General features: G+C 42.7%; 23 protein-coding genes. 4 read left to right on the top strand and 19 right to left on the bottom strand.

Going from position 1 to position 23,883, the window contains the following annotated elements:
• Window positions 1-62: 62 nt before the first annotated feature.
• The 5 genes from MHI27_RS12770 to MHI27_RS12750 form a co-directional block, all read right to left on the bottom strand.
• Entirely contained in the window at window positions 63-926 is an 864-nt protein-coding gene (locus tag MHI27_RS12770) for a carbohydrate ABC transporter permease (protein ID WP_094868591.1), read from the bottom strand.
• Window positions 923-1,876, bottom strand: coding sequence for a carbohydrate ABC transporter permease (locus MHI27_RS12765; RefSeq protein WP_042187483.1), 954 nt, complete (start codon window positions 1,874-1,876; stop codon window positions 923-925). The genes MHI27_RS12770 and MHI27_RS12765 overlap by 4 nt, the downstream gene beginning before the upstream one ends.
• A 156-nt stretch (window positions 1,877-2,032) precedes the next feature.
• A complete protein-coding gene (locus tag MHI27_RS12760) occupies window positions 2,033-3,388 on the bottom strand; it encodes an ABC transporter substrate-binding protein (protein ID WP_076282873.1) in 1,356 nt (451 codons plus the stop codon).
• A gap of 136 nt (window positions 3,389-3,524) precedes the next feature.
• Window positions 3,525-4,127 carry a hypothetical protein gene (locus MHI27_RS12755; protein WP_379421810.1) on the bottom strand — a complete coding sequence of 201 codons (603 nt, stop codon included), beginning with the start codon at window positions 4,125-4,127 and terminating at the stop codon, window positions 3,525-3,527.
• A gap of 329 nt (window positions 4,128-4,456) precedes the next feature.
• Window positions 4,457-5,050 carry a manganese efflux pump gene (locus MHI27_RS12750; protein ID WP_341125435.1) on the bottom strand — a complete coding sequence of 198 codons (594 nt, stop codon included), beginning with the start codon at window positions 5,048-5,050 and terminating at the stop codon, window positions 4,457-4,459.
• Window positions 5,051-5,232: 182 nt separating this feature from the next.
• On the opposite strand from MHI27_RS12750, the gene MHI27_RS12745 reads away from it, so the two are divergent.
• On the top strand, window positions 5,233-5,445 hold the full coding sequence (locus MHI27_RS12745) for a hypothetical protein (RefSeq protein ID WP_042187476.1): 213 nt from the start codon (window positions 5,233-5,235) through the stop codon (window positions 5,443-5,445).
• Between the two features lie 74 nt (window positions 5,446-5,519).
• On the opposite strand, the gene MHI27_RS12740 is transcribed toward MHI27_RS12745, so the two are convergent.
• From MHI27_RS12740 to MHI27_RS12730, 3 genes are all read right to left on the bottom strand, one after another.
• Complete coding sequence (locus MHI27_RS12740; RefSeq protein WP_188114458.1) at window positions 5,520-5,684, bottom strand: hypothetical protein; 165 nt, start codon at window positions 5,682-5,684, stop codon at window positions 5,520-5,522.
• A gap of 174 nt (window positions 5,685-5,858) precedes the next feature.
• Window positions 5,859-6,452: a TIGR00730 family Rossman fold protein gene (locus tag MHI27_RS12735; protein WP_405176419.1), complete on the bottom strand. Its 594-nt coding sequence runs from the start codon at window positions 6,450-6,452 to the stop codon at window positions 5,859-5,861.
• Window positions 6,453-6,540: 88 nt separating this feature from the next.
• Window positions 6,541-8,097, bottom strand: coding sequence for a stalk domain-containing protein (locus tag MHI27_RS12730; RefSeq protein WP_405176418.1), 1,557 nt, complete (start codon window positions 8,095-8,097; stop codon window positions 6,541-6,543).
• A 192-nt stretch (window positions 8,098-8,289) separates the two neighbouring features.
• Between MHI27_RS12730 and MHI27_RS12725 the strand changes: the two genes are divergently transcribed.
• Window positions 8,290-8,961 (top strand): tetratricopeptide repeat protein, encoded by a 672-nt coding sequence (locus MHI27_RS12725; RefSeq protein ID WP_149644218.1) that lies wholly within the window; start codon window positions 8,290-8,292, stop codon window positions 8,959-8,961.
• 95 nt (window positions 8,962-9,056) lie between these two features.
• Here MHI27_RS12725 and MHI27_RS12720 read toward each other — a convergent pair whose 3' ends face one another.
• From MHI27_RS12720 to MHI27_RS12685, 8 genes are all read right to left on the bottom strand, one after another.
• Window positions 9,057-10,460: a lytic polysaccharide monooxygenase gene (locus MHI27_RS12720; RefSeq protein ID WP_405176417.1), complete on the bottom strand. Its 1,404-nt coding sequence runs from the start codon at window positions 10,458-10,460 to the stop codon at window positions 9,057-9,059.
• A gap of 283 nt (window positions 10,461-10,743) precedes the next feature.
• Window positions 10,744-13,905: an MMPL family transporter gene (locus MHI27_RS12715; RefSeq protein ID WP_405176416.1), complete on the bottom strand. Its 3,162-nt coding sequence runs from the start codon at window positions 13,903-13,905 to the stop codon at window positions 10,744-10,746.
• Complete coding sequence (locus tag MHI27_RS12710) at window positions 13,902-14,357, bottom strand: MarR family winged helix-turn-helix transcriptional regulator (protein WP_076282879.1); 456 nt, start codon at window positions 14,355-14,357, stop codon at window positions 13,902-13,904. The genes MHI27_RS12715 and MHI27_RS12710 overlap by 4 nt, the downstream gene beginning before the upstream one ends.
• A gap of 173 nt (window positions 14,358-14,530) precedes the next feature.
• Entirely contained in the window at window positions 14,531-14,971 is a 441-nt protein-coding gene (locus tag MHI27_RS12705; RefSeq protein ID WP_405176415.1) for a GNAT family N-acetyltransferase, read from the bottom strand.
• Window positions 14,972-14,974: 3 nt separating this feature from the next.
• Complete coding sequence (locus MHI27_RS12700; RefSeq protein ID WP_341054186.1) at window positions 14,975-15,454, bottom strand: VanZ family protein; 480 nt, start codon at window positions 15,452-15,454, stop codon at window positions 14,975-14,977.
• Complete coding sequence (rpiA, locus tag MHI27_RS12695; protein ID WP_405176729.1) at window positions 15,451-16,131, bottom strand: ribose-5-phosphate isomerase RpiA; 681 nt, start codon at window positions 16,129-16,131, stop codon at window positions 15,451-15,453. The genes MHI27_RS12700 and rpiA overlap by 4 nt, the downstream gene beginning before the upstream one ends.
• A gap of 67 nt (window positions 16,132-16,198) precedes the next feature.
• Window positions 16,199-16,708: a GNAT family N-acetyltransferase gene (locus tag MHI27_RS12690; protein WP_262495482.1), complete on the bottom strand. Its 510-nt coding sequence runs from the start codon at window positions 16,706-16,708 to the stop codon at window positions 16,199-16,201.
• Window positions 16,709-16,786: 78 nt separating this feature from the next.
• Complete coding sequence (locus tag MHI27_RS12685) at window positions 16,787-17,239, bottom strand: hypothetical protein (protein WP_405176414.1); 453 nt, start codon at window positions 17,237-17,239, stop codon at window positions 16,787-16,789.
• A 235-nt stretch (window positions 17,240-17,474) separates the two neighbouring features.
• On the opposite strand from MHI27_RS12685, the gene fsa reads away from it, so the two are divergent.
• The gene (fsa, locus tag MHI27_RS12680; protein WP_042126959.1) at window positions 17,475-18,122 is read left to right on the top strand and encodes a fructose-6-phosphate aldolase; all 648 of its coding nucleotides are present in this window, start codon (window positions 17,475-17,477) and stop codon (window positions 18,120-18,122) included.
• 55 nt (window positions 18,123-18,177) lie between these two features.
• On the opposite strand, the gene MHI27_RS12675 is transcribed toward fsa, so the two are convergent.
• From MHI27_RS12675 to MHI27_RS12665, 3 genes are all read right to left on the bottom strand, one after another.
• On the bottom strand, window positions 18,178-19,491 hold the full coding sequence (locus MHI27_RS12675) for an MFS transporter (protein WP_405176413.1): 1,314 nt from the start codon (window positions 19,489-19,491) through the stop codon (window positions 18,178-18,180).
• 134 nt (window positions 19,492-19,625) lie between these two features.
• Window positions 19,626-21,977 carry an RNA polymerase recycling motor HelD gene (gene helD, locus MHI27_RS12670; RefSeq protein ID WP_405176412.1) on the bottom strand — a complete coding sequence of 784 codons (2,352 nt, stop codon included), beginning with the start codon at window positions 21,975-21,977 and terminating at the stop codon, window positions 19,626-19,628.
• Between the two features lie 97 nt (window positions 21,978-22,074).
• On the bottom strand, window positions 22,075-23,121 hold the full coding sequence (locus MHI27_RS12665; protein WP_042187452.1) for an aromatic acid exporter family protein: 1,047 nt from the start codon (window positions 23,119-23,121) through the stop codon (window positions 22,075-22,077).
• A gap of 188 nt (window positions 23,122-23,309) precedes the next feature.
• On the opposite strand from MHI27_RS12665, the gene MHI27_RS12660 reads away from it, so the two are divergent.
• Window positions 23,310-23,843 (top strand): hypothetical protein, encoded by a 534-nt coding sequence (locus MHI27_RS12660; RefSeq protein WP_076282886.1) that lies wholly within the window; start codon window positions 23,310-23,312, stop codon window positions 23,841-23,843.
• Window positions 23,844-23,883: the final 40 nt, after the last annotated feature.

Here is a 23,883-nt window from a genome sequence, read left to right as displayed (position 1 = left end):
GTCTCTGTCCTCTAGTATTCTTCACGAAACCGCCCATTCCCTTGTAAATGTTAAAAGTAAAATCAGCTCTTAATAGCTCCTGAGGTTAGTCCTGCAATTACCCAACGACTAAATAACAGGAAGACGATCAGCAGTGGCAAGGTCGCCGTAAACGTAGCTGACATGATCATTCCATAATCCAGACCGTCGCGATTGGAGAATAACTGCTGGAGCGCGATTTGTATTGTAAAATGCTCTTGGTTCTTTAACACAACCAAAGGCCAGAAGAAGTCATTCCATACGGTCATAAAATTCAGTATGCCTAATGTTGCCATAGCTGGAGTGATAACTGGAATGGCGATGTTCCAGAAGATCCGGAAATGTCCTCCGCCATCAATCCGTCCAGCTTCGATCAGTTCCGTATGTACAGCTGTAGAGATATACTGCCGCATCCAAAAGATCCCAAAGGCATTAACCATTGCCGGAACAATCAGCGCCTTGAAAGAGTCGATCCAGTGGAGCTTGGCCATAATTACATAAGTAGGTAACACACCAAGCTGCTGGGGTACAAATAGAGTGGCAATAACAAAGTAAAATAGAATATTTTTAAACGGGAATTCATATTTAGCAAAAGCATAACCAGCCAGTGTACAGAAAAATACGACCGATATGGTTACCATAGACGAGACGAATAATGAGTTTCCAAGGGCTTGGAAGAAATCCGTTTTATCCAGAACCCGCTGGAAATTATCAAAAAACTGGTTCCCAACCGTAAGCAAAGGGGGGACATGGAATACTGCGCCCCTATCATTTGTGCCAACTACAAACATCCAGTAAAAAGGAAAGATGGACACGAGTGCACCAAGAATCAGAATGAGATAAAATCCTACTTTGCCGAAAATCCCAAGATCATCCGGATCTTTTTTTAATAGACGCACAGTACTCACGCTTTACCCCCTCCTGTATCTCCACCCATGCGGCTTGAAACCAGCATATTAAGGACAGAAAATATAATCGTGACCACAAACAGCAGGACTGCCGTAGCCGCCGCCGTACCGAAGAATCCATTGCGGAATGCCTCGCTGTACAAATAGGTAACCATAGTGATGCCTTCCTGACGTGTAGATCCCGTTCCTGATTGTCCTAAGAATACATAAGGCTCAGTGAACAGCTGCAGGGCGCCTATAGTCGATAGCAAAGTGACAAATACGATGAACGGTTTCAGTAATGGCAATGTAATGAAGGTTAATTGTTGCCTTCTGTTCGCTCCATCAATACGGGCTGCTTCATACAAATCCGTCGGAATACTTTGAAGTCCTGATAGAAAAATAATGGCATTATACCCTGTCCAGCGCCACATCACCATGGTTGAGATCGCGATTTTGACCCCCCACCAGCCAGAGTTGAAGGCCACACTATCTAGCCCTAAACCACTGAGCATCCAGTTGATCATCCCGTTGTTCCCAAACAGCGTACTAAACACCAGGGTAACCGCAACGATAGACGTAATATTGGGCATGAAAAAGAGAACACGGAACGTTTTCTTGAAACGAGTCATCCCCGAATTCAACAATACGGCAATCAAAAGCGCCAATAGGATCTGTGGAACAGTTCCGAGCAGTCCCATAATTAAGGTGTTGCTAAAAGAAATCCAAAAGGTAGGGTCGCTTGTGACCAATTCATAATTTTTCATTCCTACGAATTTCATAGGATTCAAGGCATCCCATTTAAAGAATGAGAGGTAGATCGTAAAGAAGATCGGATATAGTCCAAATATCGAGAACAGAATAAAAAAAGGAGAAATGAAAGTATAAGCGGTGATGCGGCTCCTTCTTTGTTCAGTTAAAAACGGGCGCTTGCTCTCGGCATGCGGACTCGAAATAACAGGCTCAGCCATGTCACACCTCCAGGTAATCTAACGTATTAAGCACAAACGTCTTTGACGTCTCTATAAGGACGCTAAGCGTTTATGCGAGATAAATCCGAATTCATAGAGAATACCATTCTCCATGAATCCGGACCTTCTAGAAATAGAGTGCTTTTATTAGAAATCTTAACTGCGTTCAGCCAGTGTTTTCGCTTGTTTTACAGCTTCATCCCACTCTTTAGCCGGATCAGCCTTTTTCTCTAGCACATTTTTCAGTGCATTTTTGAAGAAGGTATCGGTTTGGTCATGAAGAGGACCGTAGTATACAGGTTTTACACGATTAGCAGCTTTACCAAATTCAACAGCCGTTTGTTGTCCACCGAAGAATTCATCCTTGAAATCTACGAATGCCGGATCTTCGTACAGGGCAGGTATAGAAGGCATCAATCCTTTAGTTTTGAATGATTCCAGTTGATTATCCTTGTTATCCATCCATGCGATAAAGTCATAAGCTTCTTTAGAATGCTTACCTTCTTTAGGGAGTGTCAAGAACGAACCACCCCAGTTACCAGCACCTTCTGGAAGCTGCGCGATTTTCCATTTGCCAGTGGAGTCTGGAGCATTACTCTTAACATTCCCTGCCATCCAAGCAGGTCCCATAACCACTGCAAATGATCCGTCGTTCATCCCTTGTCCCCATTCAGGAGACCAGAGCATCACATTGCTGATCCAGCCTTCTTGGATACCTTTAACTGTGAAATCATAAGCTTTGCGAACTTGCGGATTAGTGTCTCCGATAAAGCTGCCATCCGCTTTGCTGAAATAGATTTCATCCGCAGATTGGTCACGTAATGCGTTAAATGTAAGATCAGTAAGGTCTACAAACGGTTTGCCTGTCTTTTCCTTGAAAGCTTTGGCTACAGCTGCGAACTTGTCCCAAGTATCAATCGCTGCGCCAAATCCTTCGGAGTCACTTGGCAATCCTGCTTCTTCAGCCAAATCTGTTCTGTAATACACAACCGTTGGACCGATATCTGTAGGAAGACCCAGCTGGAAGCTTCCATCTACGGAAGAGGCTTGTTTCCATTTCCAATCCAGATAGTTCGCTTGAATATCTTTGGCTCCTAGATCATTCAGGTTATAGAATTTATCCTGTGCATTAATAAAACGCTCCATGAAACCGATTTCAAGTTGGAAAATATCTGGTGCGCCCGACCCCGCCGATAAAGCAGTGGTCAAATTATTATGGTGAGCCGTTTGGTCACCGGTATTTTGAACCTTGATCGTAACGTTTGGATGTTCCTTCGTGTACTCTTTCGCTAGATCCTCGTAGTTCACGTTACCGAGTGTCCAGAAAGAAAGTTCGATTTTCTCAGCAGGCTCAGTACCCTCGTCTTTTGTAGGTTCATTTGTGCTTGCTGCGTTGTTACCTGTATTTTTACTTGATGCATTATTCTCGGCGTTGTTGCCTCCGCATGCTGCCAGTGAACCTACAAGCATGATAGCGACTAACGAAAGCGCCAAGTGTTTTACTTTATTCATTCCCCTGTACCCCTTTCAAAGGTTTCTCTTACAAGATTTAGTGTACAGGGTTTATATTCTTTTTTTGAGGAGGCAAACTTCCGATTTATGGTGGAAATACTTCTGATTCAATTAAAAAAAGCCCTCATAAGAGGACTCAAAGTTCATTACCATAAAATTTGTTTTCCCCACCAGCGTTTTTATAGGCTCTGAGAACGTTTAGCATGGCCTGTTTCTGACGTTTACTCAGTACTATGTCTTCCTGGTATAAACCCAATCCTGTCAATCGCACAATTGTTTTCTCGGCATTAGCCATCGCCTTTATCATCTTTAAATCTTTAAGATAAACAGTATCTTCATAAACTTCACGTACAGTACTATAAGAAAATGATTTCTTTATTAGAATTCCCGCATTATTAGTAACTTCAAAAACTTCATCATCTGCTCTAATCTTAATCCACTTTGTATCAATCTGACGATTACCTATATAATCAACCACATAATGAAGATTTGAGACAATACCTTCTTCGTTTTTTATGAAATAAACGTAAAAATCATTCTTGTCTATGTTATCAATGGTTGTTTGTGCATAATAGACTGAGAATTCTCCAAACTCATCCCTCTCCTCAATCAGACCAGATAATGCTTTATTGACTTCTTCGGGTGATTTCGTGGGTTCCGGTGGTGTATTCTGCACATTTGAAGAACATGCTGATAAAGATATGACTAGGAGCATCAAATAAAGTGTTTTTCTATTCATGCCTCTTCTCCAGCTCTGTAGCTTGCGCGCTGTCATCGGTAGCATTATGCCCTAAAGTTTCGATAATCTTCTTTTTCAATGTCTGACCTCCAATATATTAATATACCAAGTATATCCAAAAACCGGGTGATAGGGTAGGACATTGTTAAGAGACTACGAATGTACCGCTGCAGCTAACTACATCTACAATGCCGTCGATATGAGTTCCACGATTAACGGTTTGTGATTGTTTTCGTTAGATTTTCCAGCAAGCGTTCAAAAATCGTTGCTAACAAACCACATTCAATTGAATGTGGTCTTAAACATTTACTTCGTATCTTTGACCTTCCTTAAATCAATATTTCATACAGACCTATGCCTACTAATAACAATCCACCGATAAGATCAGAATGTTTACCTAGCCAAGTTTTGGACATTCGATTCCCGATTTTCATTCCGGCAGCAACAGTGATAAACGAAAAGGCACCCACTGAGATCGCTGTGAATGTTGCGTTCACGCCGCTGATCCCTGCTCCAAAGCCTGTAGCAATGCAGTTTATAGCCAACGCCACACCAAGCCAAATCGATTCTTGCCATTTTAAAACATGACGATAGCCAGTATCTGTAGAAGATGTGCTGAGGACGTTGCTCTCTATATCCATGCTTACATTTGAAGTTGGTTTTTTATGCACAGCTCTAATACTCCAGATTCCCATAAACAGAATCAAGCACCCTCCAATGGCATTTCCATTCGCTTCAGAAAAATATTCTGACACATACTCACCTGAAGTTATTGAGATATATGTAGCCAGCATCGACAGAACAGCAATAATCAGATTAGAAAATGTTGTAATTCTTGTGGACCTAGCGCCAAAGGAAACGCCTATTCCTAAGTTATCCAAATTTGAAGCCAACCCAATAATGATGATGGAAAGCCAATGCATATCTAGACCCCCTTAATACATTCATAACTATGTTATGTCTGAGATGGGCGTATAGAATTTTGTCCAAATGTGCTGCTCATAAAATGTTCGTCAGCTTCATTTATATTGGATTTCTCATGCTTCCACAGGTATACTATTTTTATTTCTAACTTCATTAAATGATCAAAAGGAGTTAAATACTTATGCCAATTAACCGCCCGCTGCTAACAGACAGCGATTTCCAAGAAGCCGTTGACCGCAAACTACCTGTTCGTGTATTTCAGGACGATCATTTGGTGAATTCAGGGGCCACTGTTGTCCGCTTCACCGATTCTGATGTAGTTATTCAGTCGAGGGTTAGCGATCTGACTTATTACGCTCGTAAGAGTTGCCAATTTTATGAGGTTAGACCCTAAAAAAAAAGCCGGAACACACTGACCCTTGGGATCAATGCGTTCCGGCTTTTTTCAGCAGACATATGTAGTAGCTCTTACTTAATATTTTTGTATGTGCCATACACTTTCATTTTTTCATTCAAGACTTCCTGAAAACTCTGCTTCTTCTTATTAGATCTCTCTTGTTTAGGATTGACCACGGGCTGAGGTCTAAAAAACTGATGATTGTAAGCCATAAGATTATGTACCATCACATTCATTGAATTCCAACCTCCTTAGGTAATCATTTCCTGAAATACGCGGAGCAACCACTACTACTTAAAAGTTACTTACCCAGCAACATATAGACCGAAACAAGTTTATCACATGTTCATATGAAAACAACCTCCAAGCTGTAAAAACAGCTGGAGGTTGTTTAATTTCAGCTCATTTTCTCAACGCTGTGATGGAAATCTAGCGTTCCCAAAACCTTTATTACTATGATCAACTTGACCTCTCATCAGTTCAAGCAAATATTCGGGATCAGAGTTCATATCTAACATTTCCAACGCATTTTTTGGAGCAAACCCTTCACTTACACTGTGAGTGATCATGGCTAACAGTGGATTAAAATAACCTCTTATATTCAGCAGCCCTATAGGCTTCTGATGAATCCCAATCTGCATCCAGCATAAAATTTCAAATAACTCATCAAAGGTTCCGAGACCACCCGGCAGGGCAATAAACGCATCAGCCATACCGCTCATAACGGCCTTTCGTTCATGCATACTAGAAACCTCAATCAGATTCGTTAGCCCAGAATGCCTAATTTCATCTTTAAAAAGATCCACTGGCATGATACCGACGACTTCACCACCATTTGCCAACACTCCGTCTGCCACCTGTCCCATCAGGCCATTTCTTGAACCTCCATAAACCAGCCTACAACCTTGTGCAGCTATATGATAACCCAACTCTCTAGCCATTTCTGTATATTCTGAATTAAGACCTGGATTCGAACCGGCGAACACACATATTGTAAAAGCCATACCTATCACTCCAGACTGGTTATTATGGTTCAATTGAGATAATTCACTTATTGTACATCAGAATATTAAAATAAGTGTTAAATGAAAGTCATCTTATTGTTTGTATCGTTAATTGGTACAGTTTATTATTCCACTCTGCAGTAACACCTAGTGCCTTAGCCAAAGCTGCCGCTGGAACAAGTGATGCATAACTTACTTTAATGGCACCCTCTTTAAAGATGATTTTCTTGCCTTCTTTCGAGAGCGTCATATCTCCGTCCCATGAGAGGGTATAGCCCAGACTTTCCGCCACTTCCCTAATTGGTACTCTTACACTTCCATCCAACAATATAGCAGACTGCGCGGAGTCGATCTTCTTCCCATCCACGATTACAGTAACAGGCTTCAAGATAGGAGATACAGTAAAAGGACGTGAATCAAGCGCGCTGATTCCAAGTTGACCAAACATATTCGTCCCCCAAGCTACTGCTGTTCCATCCTTCAAAACTGCATATTTACTATTTTCCCCCGTGGCAAAAGAAACCGGATTACTCAAGCCTTTGATTTGTTTAGGTTTAGTAAAGACCCATTTACTGTCGGTTGATGATTGGGTATTCCAAGTCCATGCGGTGCCATCTTTTTTAACAGCTACAAAGCCACCTAAATCCAGCGTAAGTTTGGAGATCGGCTTTATGACTGTGATCTTTTGCAGACCTTGCAATAAAGTGCCAGCTTCCCATACCCAGTATTCTCCTTTTTTATTGGCAACAAGATTGAACCCATTTTTCGTCTGAACAGATACAATATCCGTAAGACCTGGCATCTTCTTCATCATGATTTCGTTATAATTATTGCTGTCAACCGTTGCCCAGACACTTCCATTCTCAGTTAACGCCAGTATACTCCTCCAGTTCATAGAAACGGACTTCACATGGTATAAATCCTTGACTGGGGTCGGCTTCTTCACCGCTTTTGTATTCTCTATTTGCGGGTTAGCGCTCCAAATCCAAAGAGTACCGTTGGTGCGAATTGCGGCCTGATAGTCACTGTTACCGACCCACATTACCTCACTTAAACCCTGAACCTTGGTAGCAGCAGGCAACACTGTAAAACCTACATCAGTGATTTCTGGAGGATTCCACTGGAGTACGCTTCCATCCTTTCTCAAAGCTAAGGTATTGTGCATGCCTGAAGCTATACTGACTACATCGGTCATCCCAGAGATAACCTGAGGAAGCAGCACCTTGTGCTGTTTAGCGCTTACCCCATTGCCTGCTTCTATAGCATTCTTATCCCGGTAATCTCCCCAAGCTTTAACCGTCCCGTCTTCGTTCAGCGCAACATAATAAATTCCACCGATCTCTAACTGCTTCGTACGATCAAGCGCTGCTATGCTATGGGGAGTAATCGTCCACCCTTCAGGACCTACAGTTCCATTTGCAAATTGTCCAAAAACATTGCTCCCCCAAGACCATACGGTTCCGTCAGTCCCCAGTGCGAAGGAGCTCCCTCCCCAAAATCCAGAAGTGGCAACAATCTCCTTAATTCCACTCAGCTTCGCGGATGAGGGATCCGCGCTTATCACTTGTGGGACTGACGTAACAGCCATAAAAGTAGAACAAACAGCCAAACTAAACAGCTGTAGCTTCCTTGCTAATAAGTTCATCTTGTTTTTCCCTTCTTATGATATTATTGTAATTATTATTCATCTTACACTAAGACGCTATTAAGCTGCTCAAAGTTGTATAATTTTTAAATCCCGGGATTCAGATTGCTTTGAATTATGTTATAATTACGCTGCCTTGGATCTACTCTTTTCAATCGCAATACCGGAACCAAATGATTATGGAGGGAAGTTATGCTTAAATTTATAGGTGTTTTACTGCTCTTCAGATTAGTGGGCAACCCTTTTCTGGCTATATTCATCCTGCTTCTTATCTTGTATTTCTTGGATCGGCGATATGTGGGCATCTTCCCCAGCATTACAAAGCCCTTCAAAAGAATGCGTCAAATTTCCAAGTTACGTACAACCATTTCTTTAAATCCTAATGATGTTTCATCCAAATTTGATTTAGCGCGGAGTTTGGCAGAACGTAAAAAATACAGGGAAGCGAAGGATCTCCTACTGCAAATCGAGGACCGTTATGAACAATCTGCTGAATATTGGGTAGAACTCGGACATGTGAATCTTAAGCTAGGCGCTTTGGAGGAAGGCGAAGCACAAATGCTTCGTGGTCTGGAGATCAACCGTAAGGCTCGATATGGACAGCCATATCTTTGGTTAGCGGAAACTTTCCGCCATACGAATCATGATAAAGCATTACATTACGTTACTCAGTATCAAGAAATCCAGTCTTCTTCTTCTGAGGCGTATTATCTGGCTGGCTCGATGTATAAAGCGCTTGGCAGATCAGAGGATGCGAAACGAGCTTTCGAAGAATCCACCGCTGTTTATCGTTCACTGCCTAAATATAAAAAACGGCAGGAGCGCGGTTGGGCGTTGCGCAGCTTTTTCGCCAAGATGAAATAAACTTGACGACTCCTTAACCCAAAAAACGGAGAACACTTCTGATTATCAGAAATGATCTCCTTTTTTTTATAATAAATTGGGGGGAAACGATGTTATTAGTTCGTCACTAATTTCCAAAGCGATAATGCCGACTCCGGATTCCAGTTGGTATCACCGAAACTTCTAAATGTCACTCGAGCTTCATAAACGTTACCCTTGTATTCAACTTTTGTTCCTACAATGTACAACCCGGTTACATTCCAAGCTGCTACATCTGGTAATACGGGTTTCACAAGGGTTGTGACTGTATACAAAGAGCTCTTGTCTGAAATATTACCAGCAGCGTCTACAGCTCTCACATGATAATTGTACGTAGTGGAAGCTTGCACCGATAAATCCGTAAAGGAAGTTCCCTTAGTTTGAGTCAATTCAACACCCTCTCGATACACAACATAATGATCAACACCTACATTATCTTGAGAGGCGTTCCACATCAGATTAACACTATTGTGCTTCACTGACATGGTATGCAGCCCCTCAACCATCGAAGGCTTCACAGTATCTGGTGTTTCCACTGGAGGTATAACCACTTCCGGGTTTGGTGTGCTAACAACAATAATATTACTTGAGCCTGACGTGTTTCCTGCACGATCCACCGCAACAATATAATATGTATAAATTTTACCTGGTTCTACAGTAATATCTTTAAAGCTCGTTGTTGAGGATGTTCCGATTTGTTTCGCTATACCGACGCTATCCCCGCGATAAATCATGTAATGATCTACACCTACATTATCTGTTGCAGCATTCCACATAAGATCTACACTGCTCGATTCTACACTCATCGTGTGTAACCCCGTTACTGTTGACGGCTTCTCCGTGTCTGGTTGTACCCCAGGTCCTGATTCACCGTTCTTTAGATTCACATCAATGACTTGGTAGAAGGCATTCGCTGTATCATCAATATCCCACACCGCCAAAATAACATGGTATCCACTGCGGTCAGTTGGGACATTTACTTTGTGCGTCACAGAACGCTCAGGCTGTTTACCGCCATTTTCAAAAGTTCCAATAAGCTCTAAATCGGAACGTTTAATTGGCGTATTAGGATTCCAACCTTTTTTCGTAATATAGTAATGCCATTTTGTTGTTCTATGTTGTGCTGTATGATACCAAGTGATGTCATTGACTCCTCCAACCATATCGTGCTTAATCCAGCGATCACTTGATTGTTGATCCAGAATTCCTCCGAACATGCCACCCGCAGATGCAATCTTCCCGTCCACAGGACCCGCCAATGGGAAACCCTTTGGTGCCTCTAGACTCTGTGGCTCATATTGAACAGAACCCACATTATTCGCTGCACCAAGCTTCGCACGACTTGCTGGTTCGGATACATAACCGTGTCCTAACGCTTTATCGGTATCGATAAGTCCTACTCCGGCAATAACCCCCGCTGTAATAACAAATGGAGCAACCTTCTTTGCGATACTGCTGTTCTTCATGCTTACTTTCATCATTCATCATCTCGCTTTCTAATTGTAATTTGGAGACTTTGAAAACGAATCCAGTGTTATTATAATTTTCTAAAAACATAATAACAATAACCTAAAGAACCAGACGTCAATGGATAAAAGACCCATGACAATTGAACGGATTAGTAGTTCTCCCCGCTAATAATGCCCCATCGAAACGATTCATTCTACTCAAATAAAAAGCCAGCCACCGATAAATATATCGGTGGCTGGCTGCAAAAAAACAACTTGTTATGACTTCTGATTCATAAATGGGGTATAGTCCCATTTACATATTTAAATCCTGCTTGTTAGCTTCTCCGCTCTGTTTAACCGAAAATGGCCACCAATTTCCTCGGCCGAAGATCCGTACCATTACAGGGACAAAGAACGGCAGGAAGATTAAAGCATACAAGGCCAATCCTACGAGCACCACTGTAGCAATCTGCATCATCGACAATACCCCAGAAGGATACATCGAAGCGAAGGTACCACCCAGAATAACTACAGCTGAAAGGATAACTGTACCCATATTGCGCATAGCGTGTAGAATCGCTTCTTTTACGTCCCATGTTTTATTTTCGTTAAACCGGGCCATTAAGAAAATGCTATAATCCACACCTAGTGCAATCAGCATAACAAAACTAAAGAATGGCGTCGTCCAGGTAATCCCTTCATAGTGCAGAAGATTAACGAAAATTGCCTCTGTAACGCCCAACGCTGAAAAGTAAGTGATCAAAAGTGAAATAATAAGGTAAATCGGCATTACAATTGAACGGAGCAGCAACACTAATATGATGAAAATACCGCTCAGCATCAAGATTACTGTACGCGTATAGTCTTCATTGGAAATATTCCGCAAATCGCTTTGACTGCTTGTAACCCCGCTAATAGCTGTTTCAGCATTTTCAAGCTTCGTACCTTTAACTGCACGATCTACTGCTGCTTGAATATCACCCACACTATCTATAGCCTCTGAGCTGTAAGGATTCTCGGTGAATACCACGTCCAATGTCATCACCTTACGGTCATCAGATAAGTACGTGTCAAATACCTGCTTTATACCTTCAGCTTTAAGTGCCTCAGCCGGTACGAAGAATCCGCTCAGCTCTTCATCCTTAGCCGCTTGAATCTGATTCAAGTATTCTTGTGCCGAGCCCAGACCGCTTGTAATTTGCTTCAATCCATCAGCACTATCGCTTAGTCCAGTGGTTAAGGCTCCAATCTGACCTGTCAATTCACCAAAACCATCTGCAAGCTGCTTCTGTCCGCCTTGCAATTGATCAAGACCACTTGTGATAGATGGAATCTTTTCTACGATCTGTCCTTGACCTGCTGCCGCCTGATCGAGTCCAGATTGCAGTTGACCGATTCCAGCTACAAGCTTAGCTAAACCTTGCGCGAGCGCGGTTTGCCCAGCCGCAGCTTTGGCATAACCGGCATTCGCCTCATTTAAGCCTATAGCTGCACCTTTAAGCTGTTCTGAAACCTGACCAAGACCGGCTGCTAGTTGCGCTGCACCCGTACCACTTTGTGCTACTGTACCTTTGATCGTCAAATAATTTACATCCTGAACAATTTCCGGATAACTGCTCTCTAGGCCAGCGAAGGAACCGTCCAGTCCTTTTAATGCCTCTGCAACACCTTGTAGCTGCTTCGGAAGCTGCCCGAGTCCTTCATCCAGCTGGGTTAAGCCTCCACCGATTTTTTTATAGCCCTCAAGTAACTTCGCATTTGCATCTGCTAACTGTTTAGCACTTGTTGCTGCCTGCTGAAGACCGGATTTGATCTCTCCTGCACCCGCTGAGCCACTCTTAATCCCGCTCTCAATCTGGGTGAGCCCAGCGCCTAAAGCAACAATTCCGTCTTTGAGATCCGCTGTGCCCTCTGTCAGCTTAGCACTCCCTGCAACAGCCTCTGTAAGTTTAGGGGCATTATCGCTAAGCTGTTTACTAGCTTCAGACAAGCCGGTCTGAATTTTGGTCAGACCTTCGTTACTCTGGTCCAGTCCATCAGAAAGAGTACCTACCTGATTCGGAATCAAGAAATCACTAATCAGCTCACCTGTAGGACGTGACATGCTGCGAACGGATTTTACGCTATCCACTTTTTCCAGCTCGCGGCTAATTTTCTCCGCAAGTCCCAGATATTCTGAATTGTCCATACGATCATCATTCTTGATAACGATCTTGCCAGGCATCGATTCACCTGGTCCGAAGCTCTCCGAAATAATATTAAAGCCTTTTACGGAAGCATATTCCGAGCCAATTTCCTCCAAGCTGTTAAAGGACAGCTTACCGCTATAGGTGACTAGGAATGGGGATACGATTACTGCAACGATTAGAAGTGCGGCCCACGGTCTTTTTAAAGAAAAAGAACCTGCCCATCCCCAAATACGGCTCTCACTATGCTCCAGCTTGCCACGGGAGGGCCAGAATAGCTTTTTGCCTAGAACAGCCATAAAGAATGGAACAATCGTCACAAGTGCCAATAGCATAACTGCAATACCAACTGCAACAGCTACTGCTGAACGATAAAGAATAAATTTCGATAACCCAATCGCTACAAAACCTACAAACACCGCTAAGCCCGAATAGAACACCGTTCCTCCAGCTTTTCGATAAGTTGCAATGATTGCACTTTTAGTATTTTCTGCGGTCATCAATTCTTCTTTAAAGCGACTGATCAGCAGAATACAATAATCCGTACCGATCCCGAACATGACCGCAACCATAAAGATTTGAGTAAACGTTGATAAAGGAAAATCATAACGATCCACCAAAAAAGCCACGACAGATTGGGATACAATATAGCTGATACCCACGGTCAGCAGCGGTACAAAAGGCGCTACGAACGAACGAAACACGACGAATAGAATAAGTAGGATAAAGACAACTGTAATATACTCCGACTTCTTTAGCCCTGCTTCTGAGCTTGCAATCATATCCTCTGTAATCAGACCTTCACTGGTCAAATAATGATCTGCTTTAACACCTGAGAGCATCTCATCCACTTTATCTGGCAGCGCAGTAACAGCCTCTCCTTCACCTTTTACGGACAACGCCACCATAATAGTCTTGCCATCTTTGGAAATCAGTGTATCTTTAAGCTCACTTTGTGAAAAAGGATCGGTGATGGAATCTAACTGCAAAGCTTCCTTATTCGCAGCCAGCTTCTCAACGCCTTGTTGAATACTTGCTGTTTCTTCCACTCCGATTCCCTTCGGGTTATTGAACACAAGGGCTACTTGATGGAGTGATTCGCCTCCCTTGTCACTTGACGCTTCCTTCATGATTTCTGCTGCTCTTGATGAAGGGTATCCCTCTGGAACGGTAACCTGCCCCTTCTCACGGACAAGATCAGAGAAAGACGGGGCCGTCATCACTAGCACCACCGCTACAGCGAGCCAGATTGCGATAACCGCCCATCTTGCTTTTAGAATCGTCTTCATTGGCTCTTCCCTCCATTATCATTCTGAATTAGACTTGCCAGTTTCTCAAACATCATGATGAACGTCTCAATATCCTTCTTTTCAAAATGAAACAAATACGGGGCCACTACTTCATGTACTTGCGACTCAGCTGCTTCAAATACTCTTTTACCATGCTCTGACATCGATAAATACACCTGACGACGATCATTCTCGTCACGAGTGCGCTCAATAATGCCCGCTTGCACCAGTCTGTTGATTATTGCTGTAATGGAGCTTTTACCCACGCAAAAAGTTTCTGCTAGATATGTAGATGTACATTGTTCCTGAGCATTAATCAGACGCAGAATTTGATACTGATCATTCGTTGTATCTGCAGCAATGCTATCTTTAATTCTTGCGGCTACTTGTCTAGTCACCATCATATAAGCATCCATATAACGGTTAATCCAATGCTGAACTTCATCTTCCAAAGCTTCCTACCTCCAAATATAGTTCAACTGTAGAATAGTTTCATTGTCAAACTATAATCCCATTTATTTCAAAAGTCAACTTTACAATTCTAAGGAACAATTTAAGGTGACCCAACAAAAAAACAGGCCGAGATTTCATCTCGACCTGCCATTGTATGTCTTCTAAAAATTGTTTATTCCTCATCCTCGATCTCTTCTACTTCATAAACACATCTCAGCGTTTCAATGCCTGCTGCATTTTCGCCGAGGCTGTACACCATGAACCCAAGACTACGGTAGAAATCTGCAGCAATCTCATCCTCTGTTTCAGCTACCAGATAACGCGGCTGACGCGTAGTAAGCAGCTCCAGAATCATCCCCCGTGCATAACCTTTTCCTCTGTTCTCTGGCAATACAGCAATATGCCGAATATCCAAGGAACCATCTTCTGTTTCTTCAAAGCCTACAAGACCAAGCAGTAATTCTTCCTCTTCCCAGCCATATAACTTTAGCCCGGCTTGTTCGCTATACTCAGACGAAGTCTGCTGTAGAGCATTCGGATCATCTATGACCGCATAGGTCAGCAGCTCATTCACCTCAGATGTACCAATGAGGGATTTAAGATCAATCAACATTCTTCACATTTCTCCTTCTTTGTTCCTTTTACAGCTAATCACTCGAAACAATCCGTAGCCTGTCCACACACCCAGCATGTTTAATAGTAAATCATCAATATCGAAGCTTCCCACATGCAGCAGCATTTGCAAGCACTCCAAAAGCAGAATACAAGGGACAGCATATAGCGAGATTCTAAGCCAAGAAACCGGACGTATCTTTACTATTGGCGAAAGAAAACCAAATGGAATAAAAACTACAACATTTCCTAGCAGATTTACTAGCCGATTGATAAGTGATAAACCGTTATCCAAGTTGAAATAAAGTGACACCGTGCGAAATGGAACCAGATTATACTGAAGAGGACCTCCGGTATGTACCTCACGTCCAAATCCAATAAACATCCAATAGATAACAGTAGCACTATACAGAGTTAGCACTACCCGTGTCAATCCTTTTAGCGGCCATGAACGGTAAGTTTCTTTATGTCTGCGGTTAATCAATTCTTAGGTTGAGCTTCAATAATTTCGATAGTTCCATCAAGTTTACCTACGATCGCCATCGCTGCAATCCCAATAAATAGGCCGTGATCTACAACACCCGGGATGTTTTGGATGGTCAGTGCAAGCTTCGGTGCAGCTTCTATCGCTTCAAATCGGCAGTCCGCAATGTAATTGCCATTATCCGTCTTGTACAACTCTTCTCCGCTGCCACGCAATTCAGGTTGGCAACCCAGTTTGGCAAGCTCTGCCACAGTCCATTCCCACGCGAAAGGAACGATTTCCACCGGCAACGGAAATTTGCCTAGCGTGTTTACAACTTTACCTTCATCCGCAATCACAATCATTCGGGTACTATTACTAGCTACAATCTTCTCACGAAGCAAAGCGCCGCCGCCGCCTTTAATTAATTGCAGACTGCTGTCTAGCTCGTCCGCTCCGTCAATGGTTAAGTCCAGACTATCAATATCACAAAAAGCTACCAGTGGAATTCCCAGCTCTCGTGCCTGCTCTTCGGAAGCGCTTGAAGTAGCTACTGCGGTAATTTTCAAGCCTTCACTGACGCGTTCACCGAGCTTGCGGATTGCCCAGTAGGCAGTTGATCCCGTACCCAGACCTACCTTCATTCCATCTTCTACATATTCCACTGCTTTTTCAGCTGCTAGTTGTTTAACGTTGATACTCATTTTAATACCCCCATGTTATCCATTATAAAAAATGTATATTAATCTTGAAATCACCTATTAATCAGGAGGACTCCGATAGAACATCGACATCCAAGTTTTTGCCGTAACAGAGACTATCCGGATCACCTATGTAGGGTCCAAATAAATCAATCGGTTGGTAGCCATGCTTGACGTAAAGCGCAATCGCTTCTGGCTGCTTAATTCCGGTCTCCAATCGGATCTCCTTAAACCCCGCCGCTAATGCTTGTTCTTCAAGGAATAACAGCATATTTGTAGCTATGCCCATTTTACGATAACTAGAATCTACATAAAAGCGCTTCAACTCCATCGTTGCAATCTCTATTCCGATATAATCCAGTGGACGAAGCCCACCACAGCCCACTGGTTTTCCGTTTAAGTAGGCTACTACGAAAGTCATTTCTTTTACTTTGGGATCCTCGAAATCAACAACATAGATCGTCTCATGCGGATAACGCATCTTCAGTTCCTCATCCAGAAACGTAATAAGTTCTCTTAAATCAGCGTTCTCTGGATCAACTACTTCAAAATTCACTTCTGTTACGGGCGACACTCTATTTCCCTCTTTTCTTGTATCCAAATTCGTATTATCCTTCTTGCAGCCAAAAAAATCAATATTCTTCATTCTGTCTTATGTATATTGTAATTTCACTACATCCTCTAAGTTTAGGATCATCTCTTTTTCAGCGTGGTTAGCAGCCCTATGTAAGTAAGCTTTATGCTCAATGAAAGCATCTGAGGGGGCTGCCAATTTAATGTGCTCCAGCACACTGCGTTCGACATCAGCGAGAACTAGATTTCCTCTACCCGCACTTACTCTACATAGATTAATGATTGCTAAAGGCTTATTCACAACTGCCTGCCCGCTGGACTCCACAAAAACTGTGTATTGAACTAAAGGTATTACGTCTAGATCTTCCACACTAGCAGCGCAAGATTGGTCAAAGATAGAATACATTAGTGAAGGATTGCGTGATAAAGTCCCTAATTTTTTCTGATTAGATACCAATTTGCTGTTCTGGTAGGCCAAGAATCCGGCAACTGACAACACGAGCACAAGCAAAATAACTAATATCGAGTACATTTCATCACGTCCCACCCAATACTCCATAATAACAATACCGATTATATATTATCATGGATAACTGCATAGACCAATCCTATATTATCAACACTATAACAAGTGTAAGCGATATTCAATCTATAAAGTTATTTTGAAATATTCAAAATAACAGTTGAAACTTCGTTTGACATGTCTCATAATGAAAATATGAATATTGTTTGTCAATCCATATGGAAATCAAGGGAGGAAACTTAAAATGAAGTTTTTCTTGGACACCGGAAATATTGAAGAGATCAAACGTATTACTCGCCTCGGATTAGTGGATGGCGTAACGACTAACCCGTCGCTCATCGCTAAAGAAGGAAGATTGTTTAAAGATGTTATCAAAGAAATCGTAGCAATCGTTCCAGGTCCAGTAAGTGCAGAAGTAATCGGACTTACAGCAGAAGAAATGCTTAAAGAAGCATACGAAATTGCTGAGTGGGCTCCAAACGTTGTCATTAAACTCCCTATGACTGAAGATGGCTTGGAAGCTTGTTATGAGCTTACAAAAAAAGGTATCAAAACTAATGTAACGCTTGTCTTCTCAGCGGCTCAAGGCTTAATGGCTGCAAAAGCAGGCGCAACTTATATTTCTCCTTTCGTAGGACGTCTGGATGATATCGGTGTTGACGGAATGAAGCTGATCAAGGATCTGAAGACCATCCTAACTAACTACGGTATGACTTCCGAAATTATTGCAGCATCCATCCGTAACATTGCGCATGTTGAGCAAGCCGCTCTTGCTGGTGCTCACATTGCTACCATACCAGGTTCGCTCCTGCCTACCCTCTGGAAGCATCCGCTGACAGATAACGGTATCGAACGCTTCCTGAAGGATTGGGAATCCGTACCACAAGCATAAGATTGTCTTTCATTCTTTTATTAAAGGGCTATCCCGCAAGCTACGGCAACGTAGCTTATGGATAGCTCTTTTTTCCATCTAAAGTCCTTGCAGAAGTCTGACGAACACGCTTTGACAAGAGTCGCGCATCTACCTGCTCCGTTTCTTTCACGTCAGATTCTCCCTTGCTCCCCTTGCTTGGCGTTACTGCAAATAAGGTCAGCAATCCACCAATTGCGCCGACTGTAGCCATCAAAGCGAATAATACCCAATGACCACTGCTTAACAGCAGCGATACCACTGGCGGTCCTGCGGCTACCCCTATAAACCTCATACTGCTATAGAGAGCGGTTATCGTGCCGCTATTTTCTTTCTCAATTCCCTCCGTGATTAATGCATCCATACAAGGAAGCACAATCCCGATTCCAACACAACCTAAGCCCATAAACCCGACTAAGAAATAAATACCTTTATTGAACCCCGCAAAGATCATTGCTGCAGTAAGTAACACCATACCTCCAAAGCCCAGCCATTTCATTAGCGTTTTGTTCTGACCAATGATCTTTCCAGTTCCATATGAAGACAGACATAACAAGGCTAATGGTATTGCCAGCACAAATCCCTTCATTGCCCCATGCATTTTAAATTTAGATTCCAGCATTTCCGATAAATAGAATTGAACGCCAAAGGTTACAAACATACAGATACCGCCTATGGCAAAAATAGCATACAACCATCGTCCCTTTTCTCGCAAAATTCTCACAATTCCGGATAAAAATTCTCTTATACCCTGTTTCTCAGGTTGTTCCTTCGCTTCCGGCTTTCGAACCAGAAAAAGAACTAAAGCAAATGAAATTAGACATAGAACAGGAATAGCGATAAAAGGTGCAAACCAGAGCCATATTCCAAGATAAGCACCAAGAATCGGACTGAGTACTTTACCAAAGGTATTTGAGGTTTCAATAATTCCCAGACTTTTGCTTACATCCTCTTCTTCCTTGAATAAATCACCAACGAAGGGCAGCACAATAGGAAAAGCACCAGCCGCACCTATCCCTTGTAACAAACGTCCGGCCAGAATGACCCAATAGGCGGTAACGCCCTTCATAAACCAAGCCGCCACCACACAGACGACTCCACCAATAGCAGCAATGATCAGACTCGGAAGAATCACCTTTTTTCGTCCATAAGCGTCAGACAGGTACCCTGCAATAGGAATCATCACGATAGCCATCAATCCATAAACAGTAATCAGCATACTCACCTGAAAAGAGCTAATGCCTAGTTCTTTAGAAATCTGCGGCAAAATAGGGAGCAGCATGGAGTTACCGAGGGTCATAATTAGTGGAATGGATGCCAGTGCAAGCAGATCCCATTTTCTTTCCTTCATGAACTGACCACCTTTGTCATTGTTTGCGACGACTCTCTATATTGTGGTTTGTTCATCCCTCTTTATTCATACATATAAAAAGACCGTCCCCCCGCCAATGCGAAAGGACGATCTTATGATCAGAAGATGAGGCTTTACAGCGATTTTGTAATCATGGTCTTCGCTTTTACAGATGGAAGAAACCGGTTTGGTTCTCCTAGGCTAAAAATATGCAGTAAGTGCATCGCTCGAGTGCAAGCTGTATAAAACAGTTTACGCTCACTTTCTCTGCCGTATCGTTCAGCTGAACCATCGTAAATGATGACAGCATCAAACTCCACACCTTTAGCTAAGTAAGCAGGTAACACCAATGTTCCCTTCTGGAAATTCGGCGTTTCTTTCGTAACGAGCCTTACTGGTAGCCTACTATGTAGTTCATCATGAACTCTTGCGCTTTCTTCTGCTGTTTTACAGATGACAGCCACATAATGATACCCCTTGGATTGCAAATTCCGGATATCCATTTCAACTGCATTCAGAAGCTCATCCTCGCTAGACACCACACTTAGCTGAGGTTCTTCTCCTCGTCGATTAAACGGCACAATTCTTTCCCCTCCAGGAATCATTGAACGCGTAAATTCTACAATTTCAAAAGTGGAGCGATAGCTTCGGGTTAACGAGATCACTTCTGTATTCTCTTCCCCATAAATACTTACCAAACTAGACAAATCACCGAGCACCTCACCTTGTGCATAGATCGCCTGATTCAAATCACCCAATACGGTCATTTTTGCCCTTGGAAATAAACGGCGCATGAACTCTAATTGGAAAGGTGAGTAGTCTTGTACTTCATCCACAATCACATGACGAATCAGCGTATTGGTACGGAAGCCTTGGCTTAACTCCTTCAAATAAAGGAATGGTGTAGCATCTTCGTAGGCAAGCTCGTTCACTGCGATAGATTTTAGTGTTTGTTCACAGATCTCATCCCAGATTTCCGGCAGAGAATTAACACCATTTAGGCGTTCCATAAGCTCCCGATCCGTAAACAGCGTACTGTACAACCCCTTAACATCCACAAAACGACCTCGTTTAGTCCATCCGCGCAGTGGTTTTAAGCGTTGGCTGACTACATACCGGGATAACACTTCTTTTTCAGTATCAAAATCATCAAAACTATCCTGCGTGGCTTTCTTCTTACGTCGCAACATCTGATATGCACGATGGTAATCACTGGAGTCCAATAGCTCAATTTGATCTTCAACCCATGAAGCATTTCTTTCCTCATGGCTAAAATCAGCGATCTTCTTCAGTAGCCAGCGTGTCATTAAGTCTACACGGTTCGCAAGCTTAATGGCGGGATCATAGGCATAGAAATGACGTTCCATTTCTTCTTTACTGACTACCGCTCTACCTTGAAACATTAAAGGCTTGAACAGCATGCCCTCATGTTCCAGCATCGTAGCATACCGACGAATCACATCGAGAAAAGGTACGGATGATTTATAAGCGATGCCTTCTCTGCGTATACCCACTTCAGGGCCATCAGGGGCATTCAATAGGTTTTCCGTCTGACTAAAGACATCTTCCAGCTGGAATTCATGTCCTAAACGATGCTCAAGATACATCTGAAAAGTGGTTTGTTGCATATTTTCTTCACCTAGCTCTGGGAGCACAGTTGAAACATAGCTATTAAACAGCGGGTTCGGCGAGAACAACAACATCTGGTCTGCTTGCAGAACTTCACGGTATTTATACAAAAGATAAGCTACTCGCTGCAATGCTGCAGAGGTTTTCCCGCTTCCTGCGGCACCCTGAACGACCAGCATTCGGCTTTTGTCGTTGCGGATAATCGCATTTTGCTCTTTCTGGATGGTAGCTACAATACTCTTCATTCGATCATCGGCACTATGGCTAAGCACTTGCTGCAAAAGCTCGTCGCCGATCGTTACCCCAGTATCAAACATAACTTCAATAACACCATCAGAAATCACAAACTGACGTTTAAGATTCATTGTACCGGAAACAAGTCCACCAGGTGTCTCATAAGCTGTTGGGCCAGGAGCTCCGTCATAATATAAGCTCGATATAGGCGCCCGCCAGTCATAGATCAAGAAGTTGCCATCATCCTCCATCAAGGATCCAATCCCCAGATAAATCTTTTCCGTTTCTCCATTTGGTGCTTCTGTAAAGTCAATACGCCCAAAATAAGGAGAGACGAGTAGCTTTTTATATTTTTTTAGAGCCTTGCTCGACTGTAAATGATGGCGTTCACGTTCATTCAAGATTTGGGATTGTTGGCGCAGACTTGTTGAAGTTTCCCCTAAATCATCTGGACTACTGAAGTTTACCGTTACCTCTTCCCAGAAGTCTTTCCGCATATCCACTACATCACTGCGATGGAGTCCGAGCTCCTCAGATAATCGCCGGATATGGGCAGACAAAAGCTTAGTCACTCCGTCAACCCGCTGCTGTTCCTCTTTCCATTCAGTTTCATGATTCTCCACTACATTTCATCCCCTTTGGAAGGTTGATATTTCAAGTGAGGATACTCTTAATAGATGAATCCTTAAGCTTATATGTTGCACATCACAAGGTTATGTTTTAAGCTTCGCGATCCGTTTCTTTTTCCTCAGTCGCTATACGGTTCATCTGATCTGCCACTTTATCAAGCCGTTCTAATTGATATCCGTAATCGTAAATAGCTGCGGCTACAACATACAATCGTAGTTGACCTATTTTCTCCGCATTATACCCCAGGATCGTTGAATTCAAAAATCCATCATTCTCGTCTCCCAAGGGTTCCGATTCATTAGTGTTTGGTTTTAGTTTATCTTCAAATTTCAGCAAGATCAGTTGATGATATTTGATTAACTGCTCCAAATGACTGTCAAACAATGCATCTGTCTCTTCACTTCGATCCGCTTGAAAATAATGCCGATCCACAGCCTCAAGAACATCGAAGCCTTTTTGCAAAGAAGATAACAGGTTCTTATAGACAACCATTTGTCTAGTCTGACTGTACTTCGCCCTCTTTAGCTGTTTCTGCTCTTCCTCAAACAAAGCGTACTTATCCGCTAAAGATTTAATAGATGACTCCAGTGCAAGTTTTTCATCACGAAACACACTTTCCTTCATCTCATGAGATACAGCCGTTCTTAGCAGCAAGGAAAGACTGGCAAAGACGTTCTCGATTTGCTTGATGTACTGTTTCCGTGGTTTCGGAGGAACTACTATAATATTGATTAGAAATGCAGAAACAATCCCTGTCAATGTTAATAAGAAACGATTCAGCGCAAACTGCCATTCACCAGAAGCCTCCATCACTGTTATAACGGTGACGAGTGTCAGGCTAATAGTATCCGCTCGGTTAATTTTCATACTGATCATAATGACAAGAATGCAGACCAACCCAACCGCAATTGGACTATTGGATAACAGCATTCCTCCCAGAAGAGCGAGTACCGCACCCATTGTAGTCGTTGTCAGCTGATCAAGAAAATAACGCCAAGAGCGATAAATAGATGGCTGCATCGCGAAAATTGCTGCAATCGCAGCGCCCACAGAAGATGGAAAATGTAGCAGTTCGGCTAAATACAAGGCAAGCGTGACTGCCATTCCTGTTTTAAATATGCGAGCTCCAAAAGCCAAAAATATCCCCCCTAAAAATTGGCCCACTCTGCAATATGGACATCTACGAATCCCTCATTCCTCTAATTACCCAAGCCTAATGTTGATGAATTTTATGATCATTTAAGCTCTCACTTATGATTCTTTCAGCTTTCAGGGAATACTAATTCAAGTAAGTACCTATCACATATAACATACGAGGTGAGTGAATGAATAACAACATCAAAAAATTAGTGACCATCACAGCTGTTCTTTTCCTCAGTCTGTCTCCAGCACTTGCTCCTACTCGGAGCGTGTCAGCTGAGAATGTAACCTCCACTGCACCTGATTCTGGGCCTTCGGAAAAAGGTCATAGACCCCCACCAGGGAAAGACGGGAAATTCAGAGCCGGCGGACATTTCATTATTTTCGAAACAGCCAAGCTGCTTGAGATGGATCGTACAGAGCTAATCAATAGCCTTAAAACAGGCAAAACCCTCCCCGAGCTTGCCCTTGAGAAGAAAGGCTGGACAGAAGATCAATATATTCAAAAGCTCAGCGAATCCGCAAGTAAGCGGCTGGATCAAGCCATCAGCGAGGGACGTCTAACAAAAGACGAAGCTCAAAAGCTAAAGGCTGGACTTCCTTCTATGCTGAAGAAAAAAATAAGTAAAATGGGTCATTTCCAAGATCATAAATCTTCGGAACATCATGTGATGAACCCTCAAGCAAAAACGCCTTCGGTGTCCTATTTAGGACGGTAAGCGTTTATGCGAGAAATATAATGATAATGTATAGCGTGAA

It is taken from the genome of Paenibacillus sp. FSL H8-0261, from assembly GCF_045040645.1.
In the GTDB taxonomy this organism is placed as follows: domain Bacteria; phylum Bacillota; class Bacilli; order Paenibacillales; family Paenibacillaceae; genus Paenibacillus_AQ.
This window is presented reverse-complemented; position numbering and strand designations above follow the sequence as displayed.